Below are 21,269 nucleotides of genomic sequence, written 5' to 3'. Positions count from 1 at the left end.
GACGGTCAGCCGGTGTAGGTCTCCACGCCGGTGACCTCGACCGAGATCGCGCGACCGTTGGGGGCCTCGTAGCTCGTCTTCTCGCCGACCTTCAGGCCGAGGATGGCCTGGCCGAGCGGGCTCGCCTCGCTGTAGACGTCCAGGTCGCCGTCTGCGGCGATCTCACGGCTTCCGAGCAGGAACACCTCTTCGTCGCCGGCGACGATCGCCGTGACGACCGTGCCGGGCTCGACGATGCCGCGGCTGGTGGGCGCCTCGCCGACCTTCGCGGTCTTCAGAAGCTGCTGCAGCGTGCGGATGCGCGCCTCCTGTTTGCCCTGCTCGTCCTTCGCGGCGTGATACCCGCCGTTCTCCTTGAGGTCGCCCTCTTCGCGAGCGGCCTCGATGCGGGCCGCGATCTCGTCGCGGCCGACAGTGGAGAGCTGTTCGAGCTCGTCGACGAGCCGATCGTAGGCCTCCTGCGTGAGGAAAGGTACCTGAGCGTCTGTGGACACAGCGTGCTCCTTCGATGCGGGCCCCTTCAGGGGCTGGGAGGATGCCGGACCGTCATCTGCGGCCCGGGGGATATGCCAAAACGCCCCGGCGTAGGCCAGGGCGCAGGTCTCTTGCGATCGAGTCTAAGCGACCCAGCAGGACTTCACCAAACCGGTGGTCGCCGCAGCGACCGTCGGGATGGTCACATCGAAGGCGGAGGTGTGCGCTTCTGCGGCCGGGATATCGACGATCTTCCAGCCCACCACGCCGAACTCCGCGTCCAGCGCCTGCACCACGCAGGTGACGTCGGATCCCCGTGGAGCCGTGTACTGGAAGCGCAGATCCACGCTGTGCTCATCCGTGACGGTGAAGCCCACGTCGTCTGCGGTGACGGTGCTCATCTCGCTGACCACGATCATCCAGCCGAACGCCACCACCACGGCGGCGGTGAGCACGCCCGCGATGATCCAGGGCAGGCGGCGGCGACCGGTGCGACCGTAGCGCTCATCGAGCTCGCGGGCGGTGGTCACGGGTCTCCTGGCTCTCTGTCGGCGGATAGGCTGGTACTCCCAGGTTATGCGACCTGAGGAGGAAAGGCGGACTCATGATCCTGTTCGGCGAGAACACCCCGATGCCGACGCCGACCTCGACCGTTCCGCCCGAGCTGGTGACCCCGGGTTTCGCCGGTTTCGCCGCCGTGATCGTGGTGGTCGTCGCCGTGATCCTGCTGATCTGGGACATGAATCGCCGCATCCGCCGGGTGCGGTATCGCGACGAGGTGCGCGCCGAGCTGGATGCCGAGCAGGCCGGAACGGATGCCGAGGACGGCACCCCTGGTGCCGGCGGGACGGACTGACGTCGTCCGGCGGCTCAGACGCCGACGCGGGAGAACGCGTCGAGGCTGATGCCCTGCGCGAGGATGCGCTTCGCCCACTCCTTGGCGCTGTGCAGACTGTGGTCGCGGTAGTTGCCGCATTCGACGGCCGAGACGCCGGGCACATCGCTCCATTCGGCTGGGCCCGCGATGAACTCCAGTCCCGCGCGCACGGCCGCCACCACGTCGGCGACCGCGGGCTCGCCCCACATGATCAGGTGGAAGCCGGTGCGGCATCCGAACGGCGAGATGTCGATCACGCCGTCGATGTGGTCGCGCAGCACGCTCGCCAGGGTGTGCTCGATGGTGTGCAGCCCCGCAGTGGGGATCTCGCCCTCATTGGGCTGCACGAAGCGCACGTCGAAGTTCGAGATCGCGTCGCCCTTCGGACCGTGCTCGACGCCGATCAGACGCACATAGGGCGCGATGACGGCGGTGTGATCGAGGGTGAAGCTCTCCACGTCGGCCATGATGGTCCTCCAGATCGTTCTGCTGCCAGGATGCCACGCGCGCCTGCACGCACGGCGGGGGATGACGGCGGATGTCAGGCGAGCCCGAGCGAGGGCGCGTGGGGGGCCAGCGAGATGAGCAGGCACGCCGTCCAGTGGCACAGGAAGGCCAGCACGGTGCACACATGGAAGATCTCGTGGAATCCGAAGTGCCCCGGCCAGGGATTCGGCTTCTTCATCGCGTACACGACGGCCCCGGCGGTGTAGAGCACGCCGCCGACGCACACCAGCACCATCATCGCCACGTTCGCGACCGCCAGGTCGACCATGTACATCACCGCCGCCCAGCCGAGCACGAGATACAGCGCGACGTACAGCCAGCGCGGCGCGTTGATCCAGAAGACGCGGAACAGGATGCCGAGGATCGCCCCGCCCCACACCAGGAACAGCAGCAGCGCGCCCTTCTGCGGCGCCAGCGCGAGCGTTGCGATCGGTGTGTAGGTGCCGGCGATCAGCAGCAGGATGTTGGCGTGGTCGATGCGCTTGAGGACGCCCTTCACCTTGGGGCTCCAGGTGAAGCGGTGATACAGCGCGGAGTTGCCGAACAGCAGCAGCGAGCTGGCCATGAAGACGGCGGCTGCCCATTTCGCCGGCGCTCCGTGCGCCAGCGCGATCAGCACGATGCCGGTGACGATCGCGACCGGGAACGTGCCGGCATGGATCCACCCTCGCCAGCTCGGCTTGATCTCGACGTCGGCATCCTTCGCTGCAGCGTCGAGCAGCGGCAGCTGAGGGACTTCGAGGCCTTCGTCGGCTGGAGTGCTCACGTCCCCACTCTAGGCGCGCCCGCATTCCGCGAGCAGCACATGTCCCGGCGACGCGGTGCCCGACGCTCGTGCGGTTCTCGCATCGCGTGCCCTGCGCCGTCGGCATCCGATCCTTGGCGGTAGCGTAGGGACGTGAGTGCACGCGAGAGCTCAGGGCGAGGACCCCTCTACCGGCTGTACGGCAACCGCCTGCGACGCCGGATCGACCCGGCATCCGTTCCGCACCATGTCGCCATGATGATCGACGGCAACCGCCGCTGGGCGCGCCAGCTCGGCTACGACTCCGCGGCCGACGGGCATCGCGCCGGCGCCGCGAAGATGCGCGAGTTCCTCGGCTGGTGCGACGAGCTCGGGGTCAGCGTGGTCTCGCTGTACCTGCTGTCCGCCGACAACCTGCACAAGCGCGACTCCAAAGAGATCGACGACCTCATCGAGATCATCGCTGAACTGGCCGACACGCTGTCGCAGCACGGTAGCTGGTGCGTGCAGCACGTCGGGCGGTCCGACATCCTCCCAGCGGAGCTGTCACGAGTGCTCGAAGAGGCCCAGGAGCGCACCCGCGACCACACGGGTCTGCACGTGAACCTGGCCGTCGGCTACGGCGGACGCAATGAGATCGTCGATGCGGTGCGCAGCATCATCGGCCAGCACAACGCCTCCGGCGGCACCATGGAAGACCTCGCGGCCCAGCTGACCCCCGAGATGATCGGCGAGCACCTGTACACCGGCGGGCAGCCCGACCCCGATCTGGTCATCCGCACCAGCGGCGAGCAGCGGCTGAGCGACTTCCTGCTCTGGCAGAGCGCGCACAGCGAGTTCTACTTCGTCGAGGCGCTCGGCCCCGATCTGCGCCAGGTCGACTTCCTGCGTGCGATCCGCGACTACGCCGACCGCGACCGCCGCTTCGGGCGCTGACAGATGTTCACGGCGGCGTAACCCGCGCGTCAGCGTGTCGCATCCGGCCCCCTTGATCCGGCGACGTACGGTACAGACATCGGGCACCGTGCCCGATCGGGTCGGCCTTCCGGATCGCGACTCGTGGCCCCTGGTCGACTCGCCACAGAGCCGGGAAAACCCGGATCGGGGGATCGATCGTGACCACTCGCACCTCGCAGCTGTCCACCCGCAAGATCGTCGGAACCCGAGCCGTGTCGAAAGATGACACGGCTCTTCGCACATATGTGCTCGACACCTCGGTGCTGCTCAGCGACCCGCAGGCGCTTTTCCGCTTCGCCGAGCACTCCATCGTGCTTCCGGTCGTCGTGATCACGGAGCTCGAGGCCAAGCGGCACGACCCCGAACTCGGCTACTTCGCGCGTCGAGCGCTGCGGCATCTCGACGATCTGCGCATAGAGCACGGGCGGCTCGACTTCCCGGTCGAGGTCGGCGACGGCGGCACGCTGCGGGTCGAGCTCGGAGCCGCCGATCTGTCGGTGCTGCCCGCAGGTATCCGGCTCAGCGACAACGACAGCCGCATCCTGGCGACGGCCGCGCAGCTGGCGCAGGACGGTCAGGCCGTCACCATCGTCTCCAAGGACCTGCCGATGCGGGTGAAGGCCGCCTCCCTCGGGCTGGCCGCCGAGGAGTACCTCGCCGAGCAGGCGGTCGACTCGGGATGGACCGGGATCGCCTCTCTCGACCTCTCCGGCGACGAGATGAGCGACCTCTACGAGAGCGAGGTCGGACTCAGCGATCAGGTGCGTGGGGTGCCCGTGAACACCGGCCTGATCATCCACTCCGAGCGGGGATCCGCGCTCGGGCGCGTCACCGGCGAGGGCGAGTACCGGCTCGTGCGGGGGGATCGCGAGGTGTTCGGACTGCACGGGCGCTCGGCCGAGCAGCGCATCGCCATCGACCTGCTGATGGATCCCGAGGTCGGCATCGTCTCGCTCGGCGGACGTGCAGGCACGGGAAAGTCCGCCCTGGCGCTGTGCGCGGGGCTGGAGGCGGTGCTGGAGCGCCAGCAGCAGAAGAAGATCATCGTGTTCCGCCCGCTGTTTGCCGTGGGCGGGCAGGAGCTCGGCTACCTGCCCGGCGACCAGGGCGAGAAGATGAATCCCTGGGGTCAGGCGGTGTTCGACACGCTCGGCTCGGTCGTCTCCGGCAACGTCCTGGAGGAGGTCGTGGAGCGGGGGATGCTGGAGGTGCTGCCGCTCACGCACATCCGCGGACGGTCGCTGCACGACGCCTTCGTGATCGTCGATGAGGCTCAGTCGCTGGAGCGAAACGTGCTCCTGACGGTACTCAGCCGGATGGGTCAGAACTCCCGGGTCGTGCTCACCCATGACGTCGGTCAGCGCGACAACCTGCGGGTCGGCCGCCACGACGGTGTGGCCAGCGTGATCGAGACCCTGAAGGGGCACGACCTGTTCGGGCACGTCACCCTCACCCGCTCCGAGCGCTCCGCCATCGCGGCGCTGGTCACCGAGCTGCTGGAGGCCGAGGAGCTCAGCTGACGGCATCCGTTCCTGGTCGCGTACGTTGCACTTTGCGGGCCGACACGCCAGATGGCGGACGTTTCCAGCGAATCTGTCCGACATCTGGCGTGTCGGCCCCCATTTCGCATCCGAGTCGAAGCCGGATGGAGGGAGGGATGGGCTACGCGCGCTCTGCCATGCGGGTCAGGGCAGCGAGTATCGCGGACTGGACCACCGGCCAGTCATAGACGATCTGGGCGTAGTCGAAGCGCAGGGTCTCGTACCCCGCAGCAGATGCTGCAGCATCGCGCGCAAGATCCTTGTGCCGGTTCGATCGGCCATCATGATTCTCTTTGCCGTCGACCTCGATGATCAGCCGCCCGCCGATGACGAAGTCCACTCTGCCGACTCCGTCGATCACGATCTGAGTGTCTAAACGGATGCCGAGTTGGTGCATCCGCAGTCGGAGAAGCGATTCCAGTCCGCTGTCGGCGTCGGTGCGTGCCAGATCGACGAGCCAACGGGCATGCTGGGGGAGCGCGGCTCGGATGCGACGGCGTGACGCGTCGGAGATCAGCCGGAGCCGCAGCGCGGACTCCATCGATGCGAAGAACGACTCCTCGCCCTCGCAGCGATGCAGGTGAATGAGAGCCGTCACGACGTCGACCTTGCCGAATGTGGACGCCCCGCGAAAATAGTGGCTGATGCATCGGCATCCTGCGTGAGGATGGGCGCGCCCGCGGCGACCGACCCACACATGTGGCGGTCCATCTCCAGCCATCACCCACACGCCGTGTCGCTGAAGGGCCGACGAGCAGGTCAGCGGACCCCCATGGAGTGCGGCTTCACGTTCCGAAGGATGCGCGACGTTGGTGGCGAACACCCCGGGGCGCAGCCGCTGGATGTCGCCGGCGCGGACCGATTTGGTGAGCCGCATGCGGCTGACACCGAACTCCTGCAACGAGGTTCCCGGTGCGACGCCGCCGAGCCGGTCGATGAGCAACTGTGGATCGATCATGCCGCCAGCATCCGACATCCGATGAGTGGTGACCCTCGAAAACCCGGCGTCTGTGGACAACTCACCCGGTGCACCTGATTGTGGAGAGATACGAATCGGGGGCCGACACGCCAGATGTCGGACGGATTCGCGGAAAACGTCCGACATCTGGCGTGTCGGCCCCCAAAGTGCAACCAGCAACCAGCAACCAGCCGCGGGGCCGGTGCTCAGCCGGCGTGGGTCATGCTCAGCAGGTCGAGCTTCTCGTCCAGCTGGGCCTCGGTGATCTCGCTGCGCTCCACGTAGCCGAGCTCGATCACGGCATCGCGCACGGTGATGCCCTTCGCCACGGCGTGCTTGGCGATCTTCGCCGCGGCCTCGTAGCCGATGAGCTTGTTCAGCGGGGTGACGGTCGACGGGCTCATGCCCGCCAGCGCGGCCGCGCGCTCGACGTTGGCCACCAGGCCGTCGACGGTCTTGTCCGCCAGCACGCGCGTCGCGTTGGCGAGTAGGCGGATCGACTCCAGCAGTGCCGTGCCCATCACGGGAATGGCGACATTCAGCTCGAATGCACCCGAGGCGCCGCCCCAGGCGATCGTGGCGTCGTTGCCGATCACGCGCGCGCACACCATCAGCACGGCCTCCGGGATGACCGGGTTGACCTTGCCTGGCATGATCGACGAACCCGGCTGGAGATCGGGCAGGTGGATCTCGGCGAGACCCGTGTTCGGTCCCGAACCCATCCACCGCAGGTCGTTGTTGATCTTCGTCAGCGAGACGGCGATGGTGCGCAGCGCGCCGGATGCCTCGACCAGGCCGTCGCGGTTGGCCTGAGCCTCGAAGTGATCCTTCGCCTCGGTGACCGGCAGCTCGGTCTCGGCGGCAAGCAGCGCGATGACCTTCTGCGGGAAGCCGAGGGGCGTGTTGATGCCGGTGCCCACGGCGGTGCCGCCGAGCGGGACTTCAGCCACGCGGGGGAGCGCCGCCTGCACGCGCTCGATGCCGAGGCGCATCTGGCGGGCGTAGCCGCCGAACTCCTGGCCGAGCGTGACCGGGGTGGCGTCCATCAGGTGCGTACGGCCGGACTTGACGACGGTCTTCCACTCCTCGGCCTTGGCCTCGAAGGCGACGGCGAGGTGGTCGAGTGAGGGGATGAGGTCGTCGATCAGAGCCTGGGTGACGGCGACGTGCACCGACGTGGGGAACACATCGTTCGACGACTGCGAGGCGTTGACGTGGTCGTTCGGGTGCACGGCGGAGCCGAGGATCGAGGATGCCAGGTTCGCCAGCACCTCGTTCATGTTCATGTTCGATGAGGTACCCGACCCGGTCTGGTAGACATCGATCGGGAACTCGCCGTCGTGCTTGCCGGTGACGACCTCGTCGGCGGCCTGTGCGATCGCATCGGCGATGGCGCCGTCGAGCGTGCCGAGCTCCTTGTTCGCGAGCGCCGCCGCCTTCTTGATACGGGCGAGCGCCGCGATCTGCGCAGACTCGAGGCCGCTTCCCGAGATCGGGAAGTTCTCCACGGCACGCTGCGTCTGCGCGCTGTACAGCGCGTTCACGGGAACACGCACTTCACCCATGGTGTCGTGCTCGATGCGGAATTCGGACTCAGTCACTTCTGCTCCTTTGCGAGAGAGGGGATGTCAGAGTCGGCGAGGCCGACCTGGGCGATCGGGACGGCGCTGCCATCGGTCAAGCGGTACTTGGCGCCGACGATGGCGAGGCGACCCTCGGCAACGGCGTCGCTGATGATCTCGGACGAGGCGAGCAACCCCAGGATGGTGCTGCGGAGGTGCTCTCGTCCGACCTCTTCGGGGTCGATGTCATCGACCGAGGTGCCGCCGGAGGCCTTCAGCACGCGGCGTGCTGCCGGGACGATCGGTGCGATCAGCTTCCAGATCTTCGGCGGGATCGGGTCGGCGTCGATAGCCGTTCCGCGCACCGCTGCGCCGACCGCACCGCACGAGTCGTGCGCGAGGACGATCAGAAGCGGCACGTCGAGCAGCGCGACAGCGAACTCGATGCTCGCGACGGCTGAGTCCGTCACCATCTGGCCGGCGTTGCGTGTGGTGAACAGGTCGCCGAGGCCCACGTCGAAGAGGGTCTCCGCGGCGACGCGCGAGTCGGAGCAGCCCAAGAAGGTGGCGAACGGATTCTGACCGTTCGCGATCTCGGCTCGGCGGTGCGCGTCCTGGTTCGGATGACGGGACTCGCCGGCGACGAATCGCCTGTTCCCCTCGATCAACTTCGTCCAGGCCTCGACAGGGGTGAGTGTCGTGGTCATCCGGCCTCCTTCAGGTCGCTCAACTGTGCGGTCAGGGATTCAGCAAGCTTCTTCGTCGAGTCCGCGGAGCGGGATCCGTAGATCAGCACGTAGTCGTGGCCGGCCTGGGTGCCGAGCGCGTAGGTGACGTTGGCGGAGCCGCGATCACCGAGGTCGAAGACGTCCCAGGTGATGCCGTCGATGTCCTCGGTGCCGGTGGGAGCCATGCCACCGGTGACCTGCGGAGCCCAGGTGACATCGGCGTCGAAGGCCTGTCCCAGCTTGATGAAGCCGCGCTCCTTCTCGCCGGCGGGTGCGAGCGTCACGCTCCACACCCGGGTGGCGCCTCCTTCGAGCCTGGCCGCGTTGACACGCCAGAAGTCCCCGGTCTCGGGCACGATCACTGGCCGCTCCGAGGTCGACGCGACATCGGCGGCGATCTTCGCCACGTCGATCGGTGGCGTCGTGGTCGGCTCGCCGCGCGGGACGGCCAGCACGATGACGGCGACCACGGCGACGGTGACCAGCAGCGCGGCGATCAGGTTCCTGAAGCTCTGACTCGACCGGTAGACACGGCTGGACTCCGCCTTGCGGTCGGCGGTCTCCTGCGGGGTCTCGGGCCGTCCGAGCTCTGCGACGATCCCCGGTTTGCGGCTCATTCGGCTTCTCCGGCGGATGCCGCATCGCGGGCGGCCTCGAGGCGGCGCTTCGCGCCCAGCAGCCACTCCTCGCAGCGAGCCGCGAGCGCCTCGCCGCGCTCCCAGAGGGCCAGGGAGTGCTCGAGGGTGGGAGAGCCCTGTTCGAGCTCGGCGACCACGCGCACGAGTTCGTCGCGGGCGGCCTCGAACGACAGCGACTCCACAGGGAGCTCGTTGGACGCAGTCACAGCATCCATCCTACCGGCGCGTCGCAGCCGTCACCTGCGGGCTCCGGAGGCTCGAAGCTGCGGATGCCGCGTCACTCCGCTTCGGCGATCTGTCCCTCCGAGCGTGCGCGGAGCGAGCCCCGGTCGACCGTGACCGTCATCGGCGTGCCAGACGGGGCGTCGGCGGCATCGCTGAGGATGCGGCCGTCGTCGAGGTGTGCGATCGCGTATCCGCGCGCCAGGGTGGCCGCGGGGGAGAGGGCGCGCAGCGAGGCGCGCAGCTCGGCGGTGGTGCGGCCGGCGGCATCCAGACGGCGGGTGAGGGTGTCGCGGCCGCGGGAGGCCAGAAGCCAGATCTCGTGCGCGCGGTCTTCGATGATCGGGTCGGGGGTGCGCAGCACCGGGCGTGAGCGCAACTGCTCGAGCTGGCTGATGTCGTGCGCGATGCGCTGCGTCAGCCGCGAGGTCGCGCGGGCCCGAAGCTGGGCGATCAGGGCGCGCTGCTCGCCGACATCCGGGACGACCCGCTTTGCGGCATCCGTCGGCGTCGACGCGCGCAGGTCAGCGACGTCGTCCAGCAGGGGGTGGTCGTTCTCGTGGCCGATGGCACTGACGACGGGGGTGGATGCCGCGGCGACCGCCCGCACCAGGCGCTCATCGCTGAAGCCGAGCAGCGTCTGCGGGTCGCCACCGCCGCGGGCGATGATGATCACATCGACTTCGGGATCGGCATCCAGCCGCTGCAGAGCGACCAGCGTCTCCGGAACGCAGCGATCCCCCTGCACGGCGGCGTACTCGGTGCGGAAGCGCACCTGCGGCCAGCGCAGCTCGGCGTTGCGCAGCACGTCCTTCTCGGCATCCGATCTCTCGCCCGTGATCAGGCCGATGCGGCGCGGCAGGAACGGCAGCGGCTTCTTGCGAGCGGACTCGAACAGGCCCTCCTGCCGCAGCTGCGCGCGCAGCTTCTCCAGCTTCTCCAGCTGGTCGCCGAGGCCCACGTGTTTCATCGTCGAGACGATGAAGCTGAAGTCGCCGCCCTTGACGAAGTAGTCGGCCTTCACCGCCGCGACGACGTGGTCTCCGACGGCGAGGTCGGCGGGGATGCGCGCGCGCACGCTCGACCACACCCGGATCGAGATCTGCGCATCCGAGCGCACGTCCTTCAGGCGTGCAAACACGTTGCCGCCACGCAGGTTCCAGGACGTGATCTCGCCCTCCACCCACACAGTGTTCCACCGGGCGATGAAGTCGCGGATTGTGCCGTTCAGCCGCGCGACCGAGGTGGGCGCATCGGCCGTCGAATCGCGCGGGGCGACGGAATCGGCCGGCGGTGGCTCACCCGGGATCGCGGATGCTTCGAAGGCGGTCATCCCTCCATTCTGCTCAGTCGAGCGCCCAGCTGCGTTCGTGTAGCGCAAATGGCTCCGATTGGCGCGGAATCGCAGCAACTTGCGCTACATGAACGGGATTGGGGCTCCCGGCCTTCGAACAGGCAGTCTCGGTAGACTCGAGGTGTGAGTGCAACCGTCGTCAGGCTCCCTGAGCCGCCGCGCCCAGCCCGCCGTTCCGCGCCGTTGGAGAACCGTCCCGTGGACGGCGCGAAGCGGGTGCTGCTGGCGGCTCCGCGCGGGTACTGCGCCGGTGTCGACCGTGCGGTCGTGGCCGTCGAGAAGGCGCTGGAGCGCTACGGCTCGCCGGTGTACGTGCGCAAGCAGATCGTGCACAACATCCACGTCGTCACCGAGCTCGAGCAGAAGGGCGCGATCTTCGTCGACGAGGTCGATGAGGTGCCCGAAGGGGCGCACATCGTCTTCAGCGCGCACGGCGTCTCGCCGATGGTCGTGCAGGCAGCATCCGATCGTCAGCTGCATGCGATCGATGCGACTTGCCCGCTGGTGACCAAGGTGCATCGTGAGGCCGTGCGCTTCGCGCGCGACGACTACGAGATCCTGCTGATCGGCCACGACGGGCACGAAGAGGTCGAGGGAACGGCCGGTCATGCGCCCGACCGCGTCACGATCGTGAACTCGCCCGAAGAGGCCGACACCGTGCAGGTGAAGGATCCTTCGAAGGTGGTGTGGCTGTCGCAGACTACGCTCTCGGTCGACGAGACGATGGAGACCGTGAACCGCCTGCGCACGCGATTCCCGGAGCTGCACAATCCGCCGTCGGATGACATCTGCTACGCAACCCAGAACCGTCAGGTTGCGATCAAGAAGGTCGCCAAGGAGGCAGACCTGGTGATCGTGGTCGGATCGGCGAACTCCTCGAACAGCGTGCGCCTGGTCGAGGTCGCGCTGGAGTACGGGGCGAAGGCCGCCTACCGCGTCGACTACGCCGACGAGGTGGAGCAGGACTGGCTGGACGGCGTGCGCACGGTGGGCGTCACCAGCGGCGCCTCGGTGCCCGAAGTTCTCGTGCGCGAGGTGCTCGAGGCGCTCGGCGAGGCGGGCTATCGCGACGTCGAAGAGGTGCGCACGGCCGAGGAGGATCTGATGTTCTCCCTGCCCAAGGAGTTGCGTCATGATGCCAGCGGCAAGCGCGACGAGCGCGCCCTGGGCGGACGCTCCAGCCGCTGACAGTCCGGATGGTGCCCGGATGCACCACGGCTTCACGGCCGCGACCAAGGCACGACGGGTACCGTTGATGGCATGAGTGTCGATCAGCCGCAGTACGGCGAATACGCGTCGCCGGAAGAGCAGCGGCTGCGTGCGGGCCTTCCGCCCGTGGAGCAGGCTCCGTCGGCATCCGCTCCTGCCGCACCCTCACCCGGCGCAGCCGTGCGCGCTGCGCGGCCGGCGAACGGGGCGGGGCGCATGATCACGGCCGTGCTGCTGGGTATCGGGCTCGTGAACGTGCTCATGTCGATACCCGGGTTCCTCGATCTGTCGGCCACGCTCGATCAGACGTTGACGATGCTGGGTGCTGAGGGATCCTTCTCGAACTATGCCGCGGCGAGGACCTGGGGTGTCATCGCGCTGATCGTGCTGTTCGCCGGCTACGCGCTGACGCTGTGGCTGTCGGTGCACAGGATCAAGCGCGGGCGATCCTCGTGGTGGCTACCGTTGGTGGGCTTCGTCGTGACGATGATCGCCGTGTCGATCTGCATCTCGGTGCCGATGATGGGCGACCCCGCCTTCAACCAGATTCTGGTGACTCCGCCCGCCGGGTAGCCTCAAGGGGTGTCAGCAGAGCAGATCGCCTTCCAGGTCGCCTTCGCCTCCGTCGACTCCGGCGACGGCGGCGACTGCGGCGAGCGGGCCGAGCGCATTCTGCGCCGGGAGCGCGTGCTCGCCGCGATCCGCGGCTTCGACGGCGAGGCGACGACGGTGCTGCTCCCGATCACCGAGCAGGGGAACGTCGTGGCTCTGGATGCCGAAGGGCGACTTCGCTTCGATCTGAGCGCCGTCGGCCTGCAGACGCTGTTCGCCGACGCGGGGCTCACCTTGCACCTGGGGTACGCCGACCACGCGCTGGACGAGGTCGACGCGGAGCTGGAGCAGGAGTTCGGCGAGGTGTTCGAGCAGCTCGACGAAGCGCCGGACGATCTGATCGGGCTCGCGGTGTCGGAGCGGGACGATGGCACGTTGTTCGCACCCGATCCGGTGCACGTGGCGGAGTTCTCCCGGCGCGGGCCGTGGGCGGCCCGGGTGACCGCACAGCTGCTGGCCACTCCGGTCGACTATCTGGAGGATGCCGGCTGGTCGGTGTATCGCTATCGCACCGACCGTGCACATGGGGCGATCTCGGGCAGTTCGGCGGACCGGCCGATCATCGAGGTCAATGTGCCTGTGCAGGGCGATGCCTGGATCGAGGTGGACGGTTCGCGCGGGCGGACGGCGATGTTCTGGCCGAATGCCGAGCGGCTCACCCGTCCGGTGCTGGAGATCGACCAGATCGGGGTGTCCGAGAGTGCCGAGCTCTACCGGCGGATGCTGAGCGAGGCCGACGGCACGCGGGATGAGCTGGCAGAGCTCGACCTGGGCGATGCCATCGACGCGGATGCGGTGCTGAGGGCGTGCCTGCCGGAAGCACTCGGCGGGATCGTCGGCGAGCCGGAGCGGCTGCGCGCTTTCGTCGCCGCTTTCGGGGTGCCGGCAGCACTGGTCGACGCTGGGCTGAACGATGCCGGTCTGGAAGACGGGGAGCGGCGCGGCGCTTCGCACCCCGCGGATGGATGCCGGTGATCGGCGACGTGGTGATGGCGGGGATCACCGAGACCGTCCCACTCACCCGCCGCGACCGTCCAGTGGCACGGTGGAGTCGGCTGCTGCGCAAACGTCCGCTGCTCGGCGCCGCTCTCAGCGTCGGGGAGCTCTCCGTCGGCGTCGCACTTGGGCGGGGCAGGTCCCGGCTCGGGCGAGGCGTCGGCATCCTGCTCGTCATCGATGCGCTCGCCGACCTCGCGATCCTCGCCATCCGTCTGCTGCGGCGCTAAGCGCACGGCTCGGCTCAGAACTCGATTCGGGTCACGGCACGGCTCGGCTCAGAGCCTCCGTCGGCTCAGAGCCTCCGTCGGCTCAGAGCCTCGTCAGATCAGAGCACCGCTGCGAGGAAGTCCCGGGTGCGCTGCTCCTGCGGCGCTGTGAAGATCTGCTCGGGTGAGCCCTCTTCGACGATCCGTCCGCCGTCGAACATCAGCACCCGATTCGAGACGTCGCGCGCGAACTGCATCTCGTGCGTGACGATCAGCATCGTCACGTCGGTGTTGCGTGCGACGTCGCGCAGGATGTTGAGCACCTCGCCGACCACCTCGGGATCCAGTGCGCTGGTCACCTCGTCCAGCAGCAGGATCTCGGGTTCCATCGCCAGGGCTCGGGCGATCGCGACACGCTGCTGCTGACCGCCGGAGAGCTGGGTGGGGTGCGCCTGCGCCTTGTCGGGCAGGCCGACCATCTGCAGCAGCTCGTGCGCACGGGCGATCGCCTTGTCTCTCGGCTGCCTCAGCACGTGCACGGGCGCCTCGATGATGTTCTCGAGCACCGTCATGTTCGGGAACAGGTTGAACTGCTGAAACACCATGCCGATGCGCTTGCGCATCTCATTCTTGTGCTTCTCCTTCAGCTCGACCCGCTTGCCGTCGCGCTCGAAGTGGGTGAGGGGCTCGCCGTCGACGATGATGTACCCGCTGTTCGCCTCCTCGAGGGTCATGACCAGGCGCAGGATCGTGGTCTTTCCGGAACCGCTGGGTCCGATCAGGGTCACGCGGTCGCCCTTGCGCACGGTGAAGTCCAGGTCGTGCAGCACGACGTGGTCGCCGAAGCGCTTCTCGACCTTGTCGAATCGGATGGCGGGGACATCCCCGTCGTTCAGCGTGACTGCGCCGGTGTGAGTGTCAGGTTGCATAGACAAGACGCTTCTCCAATCGCCCGATGAGCAGGGAAGTCGGGTAGCTGGCGAGGAGGAAGAGGATCCCCGCCATGGTGATGACTTCGATGAACCGGAAATGCGATCCGCCGTATTCCTGAGCGGCGCGCACCATGTCGGTCACGGTGATGACCGCCAGGAACGGCGTCTCCTTGAACATCGAGATGACGTAGTTGCCCAGGGCGGGCACGGTCGAACGCAGCGCCTGCGGGATGATCACCGCAGTCCAGGTGCGCCCCGGCGACATCGACAGCGCCGTGGTCGCCTCCCACTGCCCGCGCGGCACCGAGTCGATGCCGGCCCGGTACACCTCGGCCATGTAGGTCGCATAGTGGATGCCGAAGATGATCACACCCAGTGTGAGCGGCGGAACCTTCGTGAACGCGTGGTAGACGAACAGCAGCTGCACGATCAGCGGAGTCATGCGGACGAAGTTCATCGCGAACGTCAGCACGGCAGCGATCGGCCGCGGTGCGCTCCTGCGGGCGAGTGCGATGACCAGGCCCAGCACGGCGGCGATGGCGCTGCCGAGCACGGTCACCAGGAGTGTGACGGTGAGGAAGGTCCACAGCATGTCGGGCAATGCAGCGGCGACGTGCTCCCAGTTCCAGATCACTCGATCGTCGTTCACAGTGCACCTCCCGAGGTCTCGACCGTGGGGGCGGCGACGGCCTCGCGCAGCCGTGTGCCCTGGCCGAGGCGGTGCTTCGCGCGGGCTTCGAGCGCATTCATCACGAGTGTCAGCAGATAGGCGATCACGAAATAGACGACCAGCCCGAGCGAGTAGGCGAAGAACACATCGGTGTCGATGCGGAGCTTGTTCAGCTCGGCGGTGAGGTCGACGATCGTGATGAGGTACACCACCGCGGTGCCCTTCAGCAGCTGGATCAGAAGATTGGCGAGCGAGGGCAGCATGAGTGCCCAGGCCTGCGGGAAGATGACACGCCACATCCGCTGGAGGCGAGACAGGCTGAGCGCCGTGGTGGCCTCCCACTGACCTCGGGGCACGGAGTTGATCGATCCGCGCACAACCTCGGCACCGTACGCTCCGTAGTTCAGGCCGAGGCCGACCACGCCGACGAGCACCGGTGGCAGCTCGAGGTTGAACGGCGGCAGCGGCAGGACGAAGAACAGGAAGAACAGCTGCACGAGCAGCGAGGTGCCGCGGAACACCTCGATCACCAGGCGGGCGAAGCCGCGCAGCAGCACGTTCTCGAACCGGGCGAGCAGGCCCAGACCGATCGCGATGACGAACGCCAGCAGGGCGCCGCACACGGTGAGCACGAGGGTGATGTACAGCCCCTCGAGCAGGTGCGGCAGCGCCCGCTGGAGTCCTTCGAGATTCTCGATCACGTCAGTGGCAGCCTCAGCCGAGGTCGCCGCTGCACAGCTGCGCAGTGGTCAGGTCTGCCGGCGGCAGGTTCTCGGCGGTGAAGCCGAACGGCTCGACCAGGTCGAGGTAGGCCTGCTCGTCGCCGGTGATCTTCGCGAGCTCGTCGTTGTAGGCCTCGAGCAGATCCTTGTCCTCCTTGCGGAACACGGTGGCACCGGCGCCGATCTGCTCGACGCCGTCGATGACCTGCACGAATGCGCCGGTGGTCTCGAGCTTGTCGTTGTCCTTGGTCATCCAGTTCAGTGAGACCGCGGTGAGGGCGAACGCATCGGCGCGGCCCGACTCCACGACCTCGAGGCCCGCAGTCGCGCTGTCGACCTTGATGACGTCGGTGATGCCGAGATCCTTGGCGTACCCCTCTTCGATGGCGCTGGACTGCACGGCCAGGGTCACGTCGTCAGCGGCTGCGACGGAGTCGAGGTCGCTGAGTCCCAGCGGGTTGCCTGCGGGCACGGCGAGAGTCGTGGTGTACATGATCTCGGGGTCGCTGAAGGCTGCCTGCTCGCAGCGCTCCGGCAGGATCGACATGCCAGCGCTGATGACGTCCCAGCGCCCGGCGTTCAGGCCGGGGATGAGTGAGTTCCAGTCGACCTCTTCGACCTTGATGTCGTCGATTCCGAGGTTGCCGAAGATCTCTTTGTGCAACGCGATCGTGGCGCCAGTCGGCTCGCCGTTGTCGACCCACGAGTACGGCCGCTCGGATGCCACGGCGAGCGTGATGGTGCCGGACTCCTGAGCCTTCTCCAGGGTGGTCTGGGCGCTGTCATCGCTGCCGCTGCTGCTGCCGTTGTCACTGTTGTCGCCGGACGCGCATCCGGCGAGGGCGAGGGTGAGCACCCCCAGGGCGGCGAGTGCGGTTCGGGCTGTGCGCTTGCTCATGATGCTCCTCTTGGTGTCGTCTGGACGCGTCGGGTGAGTGGCGACCGCAGAACACCATACGGGAATTTGTCGACTCACGTACAATCACACATGCAGATTGTCGACAATGAGACAGAACTGTTGTCGCAGAGTCGCACCGCGAATGTGACGCGTGGGGCGCGACAATGAGATGTGGAACGCGATGCGTTCCATAGATGAGGAGACCTGAATGCGCCGTGACCTTCCACGCTCCGTCGGCCGTGCCTCCGTTCCGCGCGTGTCTCGACTGTCGACCGTCGATCTCATCGCGATCGAGCTGCGCAAGGCGATCTTCTCGGGCGCGCTCGCTGTCGGCGCGCAGCTCGGCGAGGTCGAGATCGCCGCGCAGCTCGGCGTCAGCCGCAGTCCACTGCGCGAGGCCGCACAGCGGCTGGTGCAGGAGGGCATCCTGGTGGCGATCCCCGGCCGTGGCATGAGCGTCGCCGTGATCGAGGGAGACCAGATCGCCGATGTCTATGAGATGCGTCTGGCGATCGAGGCGCAGGCGGCACGCCGCATCGCCAGCCGCAACGACCCGGCGGTGCTCGAACGGATCACAGCGGCCTTCGAGGAGCTCGTCGCGGCGAGCGAGGGGAGGACGCGCGTGCAATCGGTGATGCCGACCTGGAGCTGCACCAGGTGCTGGTCGATGCTGCCGGCAGCGAACGTCTCAGCCGGGCCATGGCATCGCTGATCATGCAGACGCGGATCGTCAGCTTCAGCGTGCCCGAGGGATATTCGGTTCGCCGTTCCGTCTCGCCCACGTACCGGCGGCTGCTCGACGCACTCGCCGCGGGGGATCCGGATGCTGCTGTCGCCGCCCTCGAGCGGCAGTTCGCCGATGCCGTGTCGCGGCTGCGCGGTGACGACCATTCCGTCGACATCGTCGAGGTCGACGTCACCGAGGACACCCAGGTCTTCCAACCCATCGACGCGGCTGCCGCACACGACGTCCCGCGCTGACGTCGGCGGCCGGCGTCTCCGCACCCGGGGCAACGTCGTGACCTGCCAGAGACGACGGATGCCCCGGATCGCAGCGATCCGGGGCATCCGCATGTCCTACGTCCAGCGAGACTTCTCTTTCAGCACGAGACATGACGGCAGACGTGCTGTCTCATGCTGGAAGTGAAGTCTCGGCGCGGGTGATGCGAGACTGCGGTCAGCTCTTGGACTGGCCGTGCGAGCCGAGCTGGCGGGTCGACTCGACCACGCGGGCTGCCATCGCGGTCTCGGCGATCTTGCCCCAGGCGCGCGGGTCGTACTGTTTCTTGTTGCCGACCTCGCCGTCCACCTTCAGCACGCCGTCGTAGTTCTTGAACATGTAGTCGGCGATCGCACGAGTGTAGGCGTACTGGGTGTCGGTGTCGACGTTCATCTTGATCACGCCGTTGGCGACGGCCGTGGCGATCTCGGCATCCGATGAACCGGAGCCGCCGTGGAAGACCAGGTCGAGCGGGTTCTTGCCGGTGCCGTACTTCTCGGCCACCTGCGCCTGGATCTCGCCCAGCAGCTCGGGGCGCAGCTTGACGCCGCCCGGCTTGTACACCCCGTGCACGTTGCCGAAGGTGAGCGCGGCGATGTAGCGGCCCTGCTCGCCCATGCCCAGTGCCTGCACGGCCTGGTCGACGTCGGCGAAGGTGGTGTAGAGGGCGTCGTTCGAGCCCTCGTGGCGCACGCCGTCCTCTTCGCCGCCGACGACGCCGATCTCCACCTCGAGGATGGCGTTGATGGCCTTCATACGGGGGAGGAGCTCGCTGGCGATCTGGATGTTCTCGGCCAGGGGAACCGCCGAGCCGTCCCACATGTGGGACTGGAAGATCGGGTTGCGGCCGGCCTTGACCTCTTCCTCGGATGCCGCGATGAGCGGCTCGACGAAGCCGGCGAGAGCATCCTTCGGGCAGTGGTCGGTGTGCAGCGCGACGGTGACCGGGTAGTTCTTCGCGACCTCGGTCGCGTAGCGGGCGAAGGCGAGGGCGCCGGTCGCGCGAGCCTTCACCGTGTGGCCGGCGAAGTAGTCGGCACCGCCGGTGGTCACCTGGATGATGCCGTCCGAGCCGGCCTCGGTCAGGCCCTGCAGTACGGAGTTGATCGTCTGCGAGCTGGAGACGTTGAAGGCGGGGTACGCGAAGCCGCCGGCTTTCGCGCGGTCGAGCATCTCTGCGTACTGTTCCGGTGTGGCGACGGGCATGAAATCTCCTGCTTCTGATGTGCGGGGGTCATGCTCACTTTAGCCGCGTGGATGCCGGTTCTTCTCAGCTGTTGCGGGGAGGCTGACCGCCGTTCTTGAGGAGATGTTAAGAACCTGATTTCCTTCGTTTGGAAATCGGGAAAAGTCCCGTGTTTCGTCGCGGCCGGTCGCTAGGCTGACCCCATGGTGAGCCTTACAGCCGATCTCAGCCCGCTCCGTCCCGACCGCAACCTGGCAATGGAGCTGGTGCGAGCCACGGAGGCGGCTGCGATCCGCGCGGTTCCGTTCATCGGGCGAGGAGCCAAGGAGGCGGCCGACGGTGCGGCCGTCGATGCGATGCGTGCCTTCCTCGGCACGGTCGACTTCCAGGGCCGCGTGGTGATCGGCGAGGGTGAGAAGGACAACGCGCCCATGCTGTTCAACGGCGAGGAGGTCGGCACCGGGCGCGGCCCGGAGTGCGACATCGCGGTCGACCCGATCGACGGCACCTCGCTGACGGCTGCCGGCAGGCAGAACGCTCTCTCCGTGCTCGCCGTCTCGGACCGCGGCTCGATGCTCGACGCCTCCAGTGTCTTCTATATGGACAAGCTCGTCACCGGCCCCGCGGGCGTCGGCGTGGTCGACATCCGACTGCCCATCGGCGAGAACATCCGTCGTCTGGCAAAAGCGCTCGACAAACCCGTCGACGAGATGGTCATCTCGGTGCTGCACCGCCCGCGACACGAGCAGCTGATCCAGGAGATCCGGGATGCCGGGGCCGGCACCCGACTGATGAGCGACGGTGATGTCGCCGGCGGCATCAATGCGGCGCGCCACGGGGCGCGTACCGACATGTGCGTGGGCATCGGCGGCAGTCCCGAGGGCATCGTCACCGCTTGTGCGATCAAGGCGCTCGGCGGTCACATCCAGGGAATCCTGTGGCCGCGTGACGACGAGGAGCGTCAGCGCGGCATCGATGCGGGCCTGGAGATGGACAAGGTGTACGAAGCCGATGACCTCGTCGAGGGCAACAACACCATCTTCGTGGCCACCGGGGTCACCGACGGTCAGCTCGTGCGCGGGGTGCGGCGCGAGGGCAAGTACCTCTATACCGAGAGCATCGTGCTGCGCAGCGCCTCGGGAACGCTGCGCCGGATCGTGTCGGATCACCTCGTCTCGAAGTGGCTCTGATCGTGTCGATGCGGTTCTGAGCGACCCGTCCCGGCCCGGCTGAGCCTCCACCTCCCGCGTTTCCCAGCCTCTGCTGGCAGAATGGATGCGGATCCGGTGCGTTCAGTGCGCCGGCATGGCCAGAACAGGAGAGCTCGGGATGCCCGCGAACGAGCAGTCTGAGAAGCCGAGCCGCGCTCAGCACATCACGACGAAGACCGGACGCATTCTGCGCGTCACCGAGGCCCAGCTGGCGGCCGCCGCGCAGCCCTCGCCCGCCGCCACCAAGCCCGCACTGGATCCTGCCCGTCGCGAGGACGTGCTCTTCCGCGTGCGTCGCGAGGAGGGGCACGAGATCAGCTCGTGGTGGATGATCGGAGCGTTCGTCCTCGTCTCCGGTGTCGTCATCGCTCTGCTGTCCGGAGTTCCCGGGGGCGCCTGAGCCGGACGCATCCATGAGCGTCACGGAATCCGCCTGAGCCGCGAGTCCGCCTGCGGGTCAGGCTACGGCGCGCGCGGGGACGGACGCCATCGGGTCCGTCAACCGGATGCTGAGTGCAGAGCCCAGCGCATCCACATCGTCCACGGCGGCGCGGAACGCGGCATCGATCACGATCTGCGCGCAGGCACGGGCATCCGCCAGTGCGTCGTGATGCGAGAAATCCCCGAACCCGGCGGCTGCGGCCGCCTTCGGCAGCCGGTAGGAGTCCAGGTCATAGGTCTTGCGCGCCACGGCCAGCGAGCACAGCGAGCGATACGGCGGAGCATCGATGCCGGTCGCCTCACAGGCACGGCGCAGCACGTTCATGTCGAATCCCGCGTTGTGCGCCACGAGCACGTCGGCACCGGCGAAGCCGCACAGCCGGTCGAGCTGCTGCGTCCACGTCGTCGCGTTCGCGACGTCGTGCGCACGGATGCCGTGGATCTTCGTGTTCCACTCGTTGAACTCGTCGTGGCCGGCGGGCGGACGGATGAGCCAGCCCGTCTGCGCGACGACCCTGCCGCTGCGGACGCGGACGAGTCCGACGGAGCATGCTGAGGCGGGGCTGGAGTTCGCCGTCTCGAAGTCGATCGCGGTGAAGTCCAGTGGCACACCTTCACTC

General features: G+C 67.6%; 25 protein-coding genes and 1 pseudogene. 10 read left to right on the top strand and 16 right to left on the bottom strand.

Annotation, left to right across the window (positions count from 1 at the left end; translation table 11 throughout):
* Window positions 1–5: 5 nt before the first annotated feature.
* The gene (gene greA / locus QUE33_RS07395) at window positions 6–494 is read right to left on the bottom strand and encodes a transcription elongation factor GreA (protein ID WP_286302839.1); all 489 of its coding nucleotides are present in this window, start codon (window positions 492–494) and stop codon (window positions 6–8) included.
* A gap of 123 nt (window positions 495–617) precedes the next feature.
* Window positions 618–1,004: a DUF4307 domain-containing protein gene (locus QUE33_RS07390; protein ID WP_286302838.1), complete on the bottom strand. Its 387-nt coding sequence runs from the start codon at window positions 1,002–1,004 to the stop codon at window positions 618–620.
* 74 nt (window positions 1,005–1,078) lie between these two features.
* On the opposite strand from QUE33_RS07390, the gene QUE33_RS07385 reads away from it, so the two are divergent.
* Complete coding sequence (locus QUE33_RS07385) at window positions 1,079–1,330, top strand: hypothetical protein (protein ID WP_286302837.1); 252 nt, start codon at window positions 1,079–1,081, stop codon at window positions 1,328–1,330.
* A 14-nt stretch (window positions 1,331–1,344) separates the two neighbouring features.
* Here the strand turns inward: QUE33_RS07385 and QUE33_RS07380 are convergent, their stop codons facing one another.
* Window positions 1,345–1,818 (bottom strand): S-ribosylhomocysteine lyase, encoded by a 474-nt coding sequence (locus QUE33_RS07380; RefSeq protein ID WP_286302834.1) that lies wholly within the window; start codon window positions 1,816–1,818, stop codon window positions 1,345–1,347.
* A 74-nt stretch (window positions 1,819–1,892) separates the two neighbouring features.
* Window positions 1,893–2,624, bottom strand: a complete 732-nt coding sequence (trhA, locus tag QUE33_RS07375) for a PAQR family membrane homeostasis protein TrhA (protein WP_286302832.1) — start codon at window positions 2,622–2,624, stop codon at window positions 1,893–1,895.
* 132 nt (window positions 2,625–2,756) lie between these two features.
* Between trhA and QUE33_RS07370 the strand changes: the two genes are divergently transcribed.
* Both QUE33_RS07370 and phoH2 read left to right on the top strand, forming a co-directional pair.
* Entirely contained in the window at window positions 2,757–3,539 is a 783-nt protein-coding gene (locus QUE33_RS07370; protein ID WP_286302831.1) for an isoprenyl transferase, read from the top strand.
* Between the two features lie 200 nt (window positions 3,540–3,739).
* Window positions 3,740–5,080 carry an RNA 5'-3' helicase PhoH2 gene (phoH2, locus tag QUE33_RS07365; protein WP_286303101.1) on the top strand — a complete coding sequence of 447 codons (1,341 nt, stop codon included), beginning with the start codon at window positions 3,740–3,742 and terminating at the stop codon, window positions 5,078–5,080.
* Between the two features lie 142 nt (window positions 5,081–5,222).
* On the opposite strand, the gene QUE33_RS07360 is transcribed toward phoH2, so the two are convergent.
* From QUE33_RS07360 to xseA, 6 genes are all read right to left on the bottom strand, one after another.
* A complete protein-coding gene (locus QUE33_RS07360; protein WP_286302828.1) occupies window positions 5,223–6,059 on the bottom strand; it encodes an endonuclease domain-containing protein in 837 nt (278 codons plus the stop codon).
* 206 nt (window positions 6,060–6,265) lie between these two features.
* A complete protein-coding gene (locus tag QUE33_RS07355) occupies window positions 6,266–7,660 on the bottom strand; it encodes a class II fumarate hydratase (RefSeq protein ID WP_286302827.1) in 1,395 nt (464 codons plus the stop codon).
* Window positions 7,657–8,328 (bottom strand): carbonic anhydrase, encoded by a 672-nt coding sequence (locus QUE33_RS07350; RefSeq protein WP_286302826.1) that lies wholly within the window; start codon window positions 8,326–8,328, stop codon window positions 7,657–7,659. The genes QUE33_RS07355 and QUE33_RS07350 overlap by 4 nt, the downstream gene beginning before the upstream one ends.
* On the bottom strand, window positions 8,325–8,966 hold the full coding sequence (locus tag QUE33_RS07345) for a DUF4245 family protein (protein WP_286302825.1): 642 nt from the start codon (window positions 8,964–8,966) through the stop codon (window positions 8,325–8,327). The genes QUE33_RS07350 and QUE33_RS07345 overlap by 4 nt, the downstream gene beginning before the upstream one ends.
* Entirely contained in the window at window positions 8,963–9,202 is a 240-nt protein-coding gene (locus QUE33_RS07340) for an exodeoxyribonuclease VII small subunit (RefSeq protein WP_286302824.1), read from the bottom strand. The genes QUE33_RS07345 and QUE33_RS07340 overlap by 4 nt, the downstream gene beginning before the upstream one ends.
* A 62-nt stretch (window positions 9,203–9,264) precedes the next feature.
* Window positions 9,265–10,542 (bottom strand): exodeoxyribonuclease VII large subunit, encoded by a 1,278-nt coding sequence (gene xseA, locus QUE33_RS07335; RefSeq protein ID WP_286302823.1) that lies wholly within the window; start codon window positions 10,540–10,542, stop codon window positions 9,265–9,267.
* Between the two features lie 144 nt (window positions 10,543–10,686).
* Between xseA and QUE33_RS07330 the strand changes: the two genes are divergently transcribed.
* From QUE33_RS07330 to QUE33_RS07315, 4 genes are all read left to right on the top strand, one after another.
* Window positions 10,687–11,751 (top strand): 4-hydroxy-3-methylbut-2-enyl diphosphate reductase, encoded by a 1,065-nt coding sequence (locus QUE33_RS07330; protein WP_286302822.1) that lies wholly within the window; start codon window positions 10,687–10,689, stop codon window positions 11,749–11,751.
* 72 nt (window positions 11,752–11,823) lie between these two features.
* Window positions 11,824–12,345 carry a DUF6264 family protein gene (locus QUE33_RS07325; RefSeq protein ID WP_286302821.1) on the top strand — a complete coding sequence of 174 codons (522 nt, stop codon included), beginning with the start codon at window positions 11,824–11,826 and terminating at the stop codon, window positions 12,343–12,345.
* Window positions 12,346–12,354: 9 nt separating this feature from the next.
* Window positions 12,355–13,359 (top strand): hypothetical protein, encoded by a 1,005-nt coding sequence (locus QUE33_RS07320; protein WP_286302819.1) that lies wholly within the window; start codon window positions 12,355–12,357, stop codon window positions 13,357–13,359.
* Window positions 13,356–13,610, top strand: a complete 255-nt coding sequence (locus QUE33_RS07315; protein ID WP_286302817.1) for a hypothetical protein — start codon at window positions 13,356–13,358, stop codon at window positions 13,608–13,610. Before QUE33_RS07320 ends, QUE33_RS07315 begins: the two co-directional genes overlap by 4 nt.
* A 98-nt stretch (window positions 13,611–13,708) precedes the next feature.
* Here the strand turns inward: QUE33_RS07315 and ehuA are convergent, their stop codons facing one another.
* Genes ehuA through QUE33_RS07295 form a run of 4 tightly spaced genes read right to left on the bottom strand, consistent with a single transcriptional unit; the run spans window position 13,709 to window position 16,811 of the window.
* Window positions 13,709–14,518 (bottom strand): ectoine/hydroxyectoine ABC transporter ATP-binding protein EhuA, encoded by an 810-nt coding sequence (gene ehuA / locus QUE33_RS07310; protein ID WP_286302816.1) that lies wholly within the window; start codon window positions 14,516–14,518, stop codon window positions 13,709–13,711.
* On the bottom strand, window positions 14,508–15,170 hold the full coding sequence (ehuD, locus tag QUE33_RS07305) for an ectoine/hydroxyectoine ABC transporter permease subunit EhuD (protein ID WP_286302815.1): 663 nt from the start codon (window positions 15,168–15,170) through the stop codon (window positions 14,508–14,510). Before ehuD ends, ehuA begins: the two co-directional genes overlap by 11 nt.
* A complete protein-coding gene (gene ehuC, locus QUE33_RS07300) occupies window positions 15,167–15,892 on the bottom strand; it encodes an ectoine/hydroxyectoine ABC transporter permease subunit EhuC (RefSeq protein ID WP_286302814.1) in 726 nt (241 codons plus the stop codon). The genes ehuD and ehuC overlap by 4 nt, the downstream gene beginning before the upstream one ends.
* A gap of 13 nt (window positions 15,893–15,905) precedes the next feature.
* Window positions 15,906–16,811, bottom strand: a complete 906-nt coding sequence (locus tag QUE33_RS07295) for a transporter substrate-binding domain-containing protein (RefSeq protein WP_286302812.1) — start codon at window positions 16,809–16,811, stop codon at window positions 15,906–15,908.
* A gap of 208 nt (window positions 16,812–17,019) precedes the next feature.
* On the opposite strand from QUE33_RS07295, the pseudogene QUE33_RS07290 reads away from it, so the two are divergent.
* Window positions 17,020–17,792, top strand: a pseudogene (locus tag QUE33_RS07290) (GntR family transcriptional regulator).
* 196 nt (window positions 17,793–17,988) lie between these two features.
* On the opposite strand, the gene fbaA reads toward QUE33_RS07290, so the two are convergent.
* Window positions 17,989–19,017: a class II fructose-bisphosphate aldolase gene (fbaA, locus tag QUE33_RS07280; RefSeq protein WP_286302807.1), complete on the bottom strand. Its 1,029-nt coding sequence runs from the start codon at window positions 19,015–19,017 to the stop codon at window positions 17,989–17,991.
* 183 nt (window positions 19,018–19,200) lie between these two features.
* Between fbaA and glpX the strand changes: the two genes are divergently transcribed.
* Window positions 19,201–20,187: a class II fructose-bisphosphatase gene (gene glpX / locus QUE33_RS07275; protein ID WP_286302805.1), complete on the top strand. Its 987-nt coding sequence runs from the start codon at window positions 19,201–19,203 to the stop codon at window positions 20,185–20,187.
* A 139-nt stretch (window positions 20,188–20,326) separates the two neighbouring features.
* The gene (locus tag QUE33_RS07270; protein WP_286302803.1) at window positions 20,327–20,608 is read left to right on the top strand and encodes a hypothetical protein; all 282 of its coding nucleotides are present in this window, start codon (window positions 20,327–20,329) and stop codon (window positions 20,606–20,608) included.
* A gap of 57 nt (window positions 20,609–20,665) precedes the next feature.
* Here QUE33_RS07270 and QUE33_RS07265 read toward each other — a convergent pair whose 3' ends face one another.
* On the bottom strand, window positions 20,666–21,259 hold the full coding sequence (locus QUE33_RS07265) for a 3'-5' exonuclease (RefSeq protein WP_286302802.1): 594 nt from the start codon (window positions 21,257–21,259) through the stop codon (window positions 20,666–20,668).
* Window positions 21,260–21,269: the final 10 nt, after the last annotated feature.

The sequence above is a fragment of the Microbacterium suwonense genome (assembly GCF_030296555.1).
GTDB lineage: Bacteria > Actinomycetota > Actinomycetes > Actinomycetales > Microbacteriaceae > Microbacterium > Microbacterium suwonense.
Note: the sequence above shows the minus strand (reverse complement) of the source record. Positions and strands in the feature narration are given on the sequence as shown.

What these genes read in the sequence shown, in the direction of transcription:
- QUE33_RS07385 (WP_286302837.1), top strand. Translation starts at nt 1,079, where the DNA reads ATGATCCTGTTCGGCGAGAACACCCCGATGCCGACGCCGACCTCGACC.
- ehuA (WP_286302816.1), bottom strand. Translation starts at nt 14,518, where the DNA reads ATGCAACCTGACACTCACACCGGCGCAGTCACGCTGAACGACGGGGAT.
- QUE33_RS07350 (WP_286302826.1), bottom strand. Translation starts at nt 8,328, where the DNA reads ATGACCACGACACTCACCCCTGTCGAGGCCTGGACGAAGTTGATCGAG.
- fbaA (WP_286302807.1), bottom strand. Translation starts at nt 19,017, where the DNA reads ATGCCCGTCGCCACACCGGAACAGTACGCAGAGATGCTCGACCGCGCG.
- QUE33_RS07345 (WP_286302825.1), bottom strand. Translation starts at nt 8,966, where the DNA reads ATGAGCCGCAAACCGGGGATCGTCGCAGAGCTCGGACGGCCCGAGACC.
- QUE33_RS07270 (WP_286302803.1), top strand. Translation starts at nt 20,327, where the DNA reads ATGCCCGCGAACGAGCAGTCTGAGAAGCCGAGCCGCGCTCAGCACATC.
- QUE33_RS07380 (WP_286302834.1), bottom strand. Translation starts at nt 1,818, where the DNA reads ATGGCCGACGTGGAGAGCTTCACCCTCGATCACACCGCCGTCATCGCG.
- QUE33_RS07360 (WP_286302828.1), bottom strand. Translation starts at nt 6,059, where the DNA reads ATGATCGATCCACAGTTGCTCATCGACCGGCTCGGCGGCGTCGCACCG.
- QUE33_RS07295 (WP_286302812.1), bottom strand. Translation starts at nt 16,811, where the DNA reads ATGAGCAAGCGCACAGCCCGAACCGCACTCGCCGCCCTGGGGGTGCTC.
- glpX (WP_286302805.1), top strand. Translation starts at nt 19,201, where the DNA reads ATGGTGAGCCTTACAGCCGATCTCAGCCCGCTCCGTCCCGACCGCAAC.
- xseA (WP_286302823.1), bottom strand. Translation starts at nt 10,542, where the DNA reads ATGACCGCCTTCGAAGCATCCGCGATCCCGGGTGAGCCACCGCCGGCC.
- QUE33_RS07340 (WP_286302824.1), bottom strand. Translation starts at nt 9,202, where the DNA reads ATGGATGCTGTGACTGCGTCCAACGAGCTCCCTGTGGAGTCGCTGTCG.
- QUE33_RS07325 (WP_286302821.1), top strand. Translation starts at nt 11,824, where the DNA reads ATGAGTGTCGATCAGCCGCAGTACGGCGAATACGCGTCGCCGGAAGAG.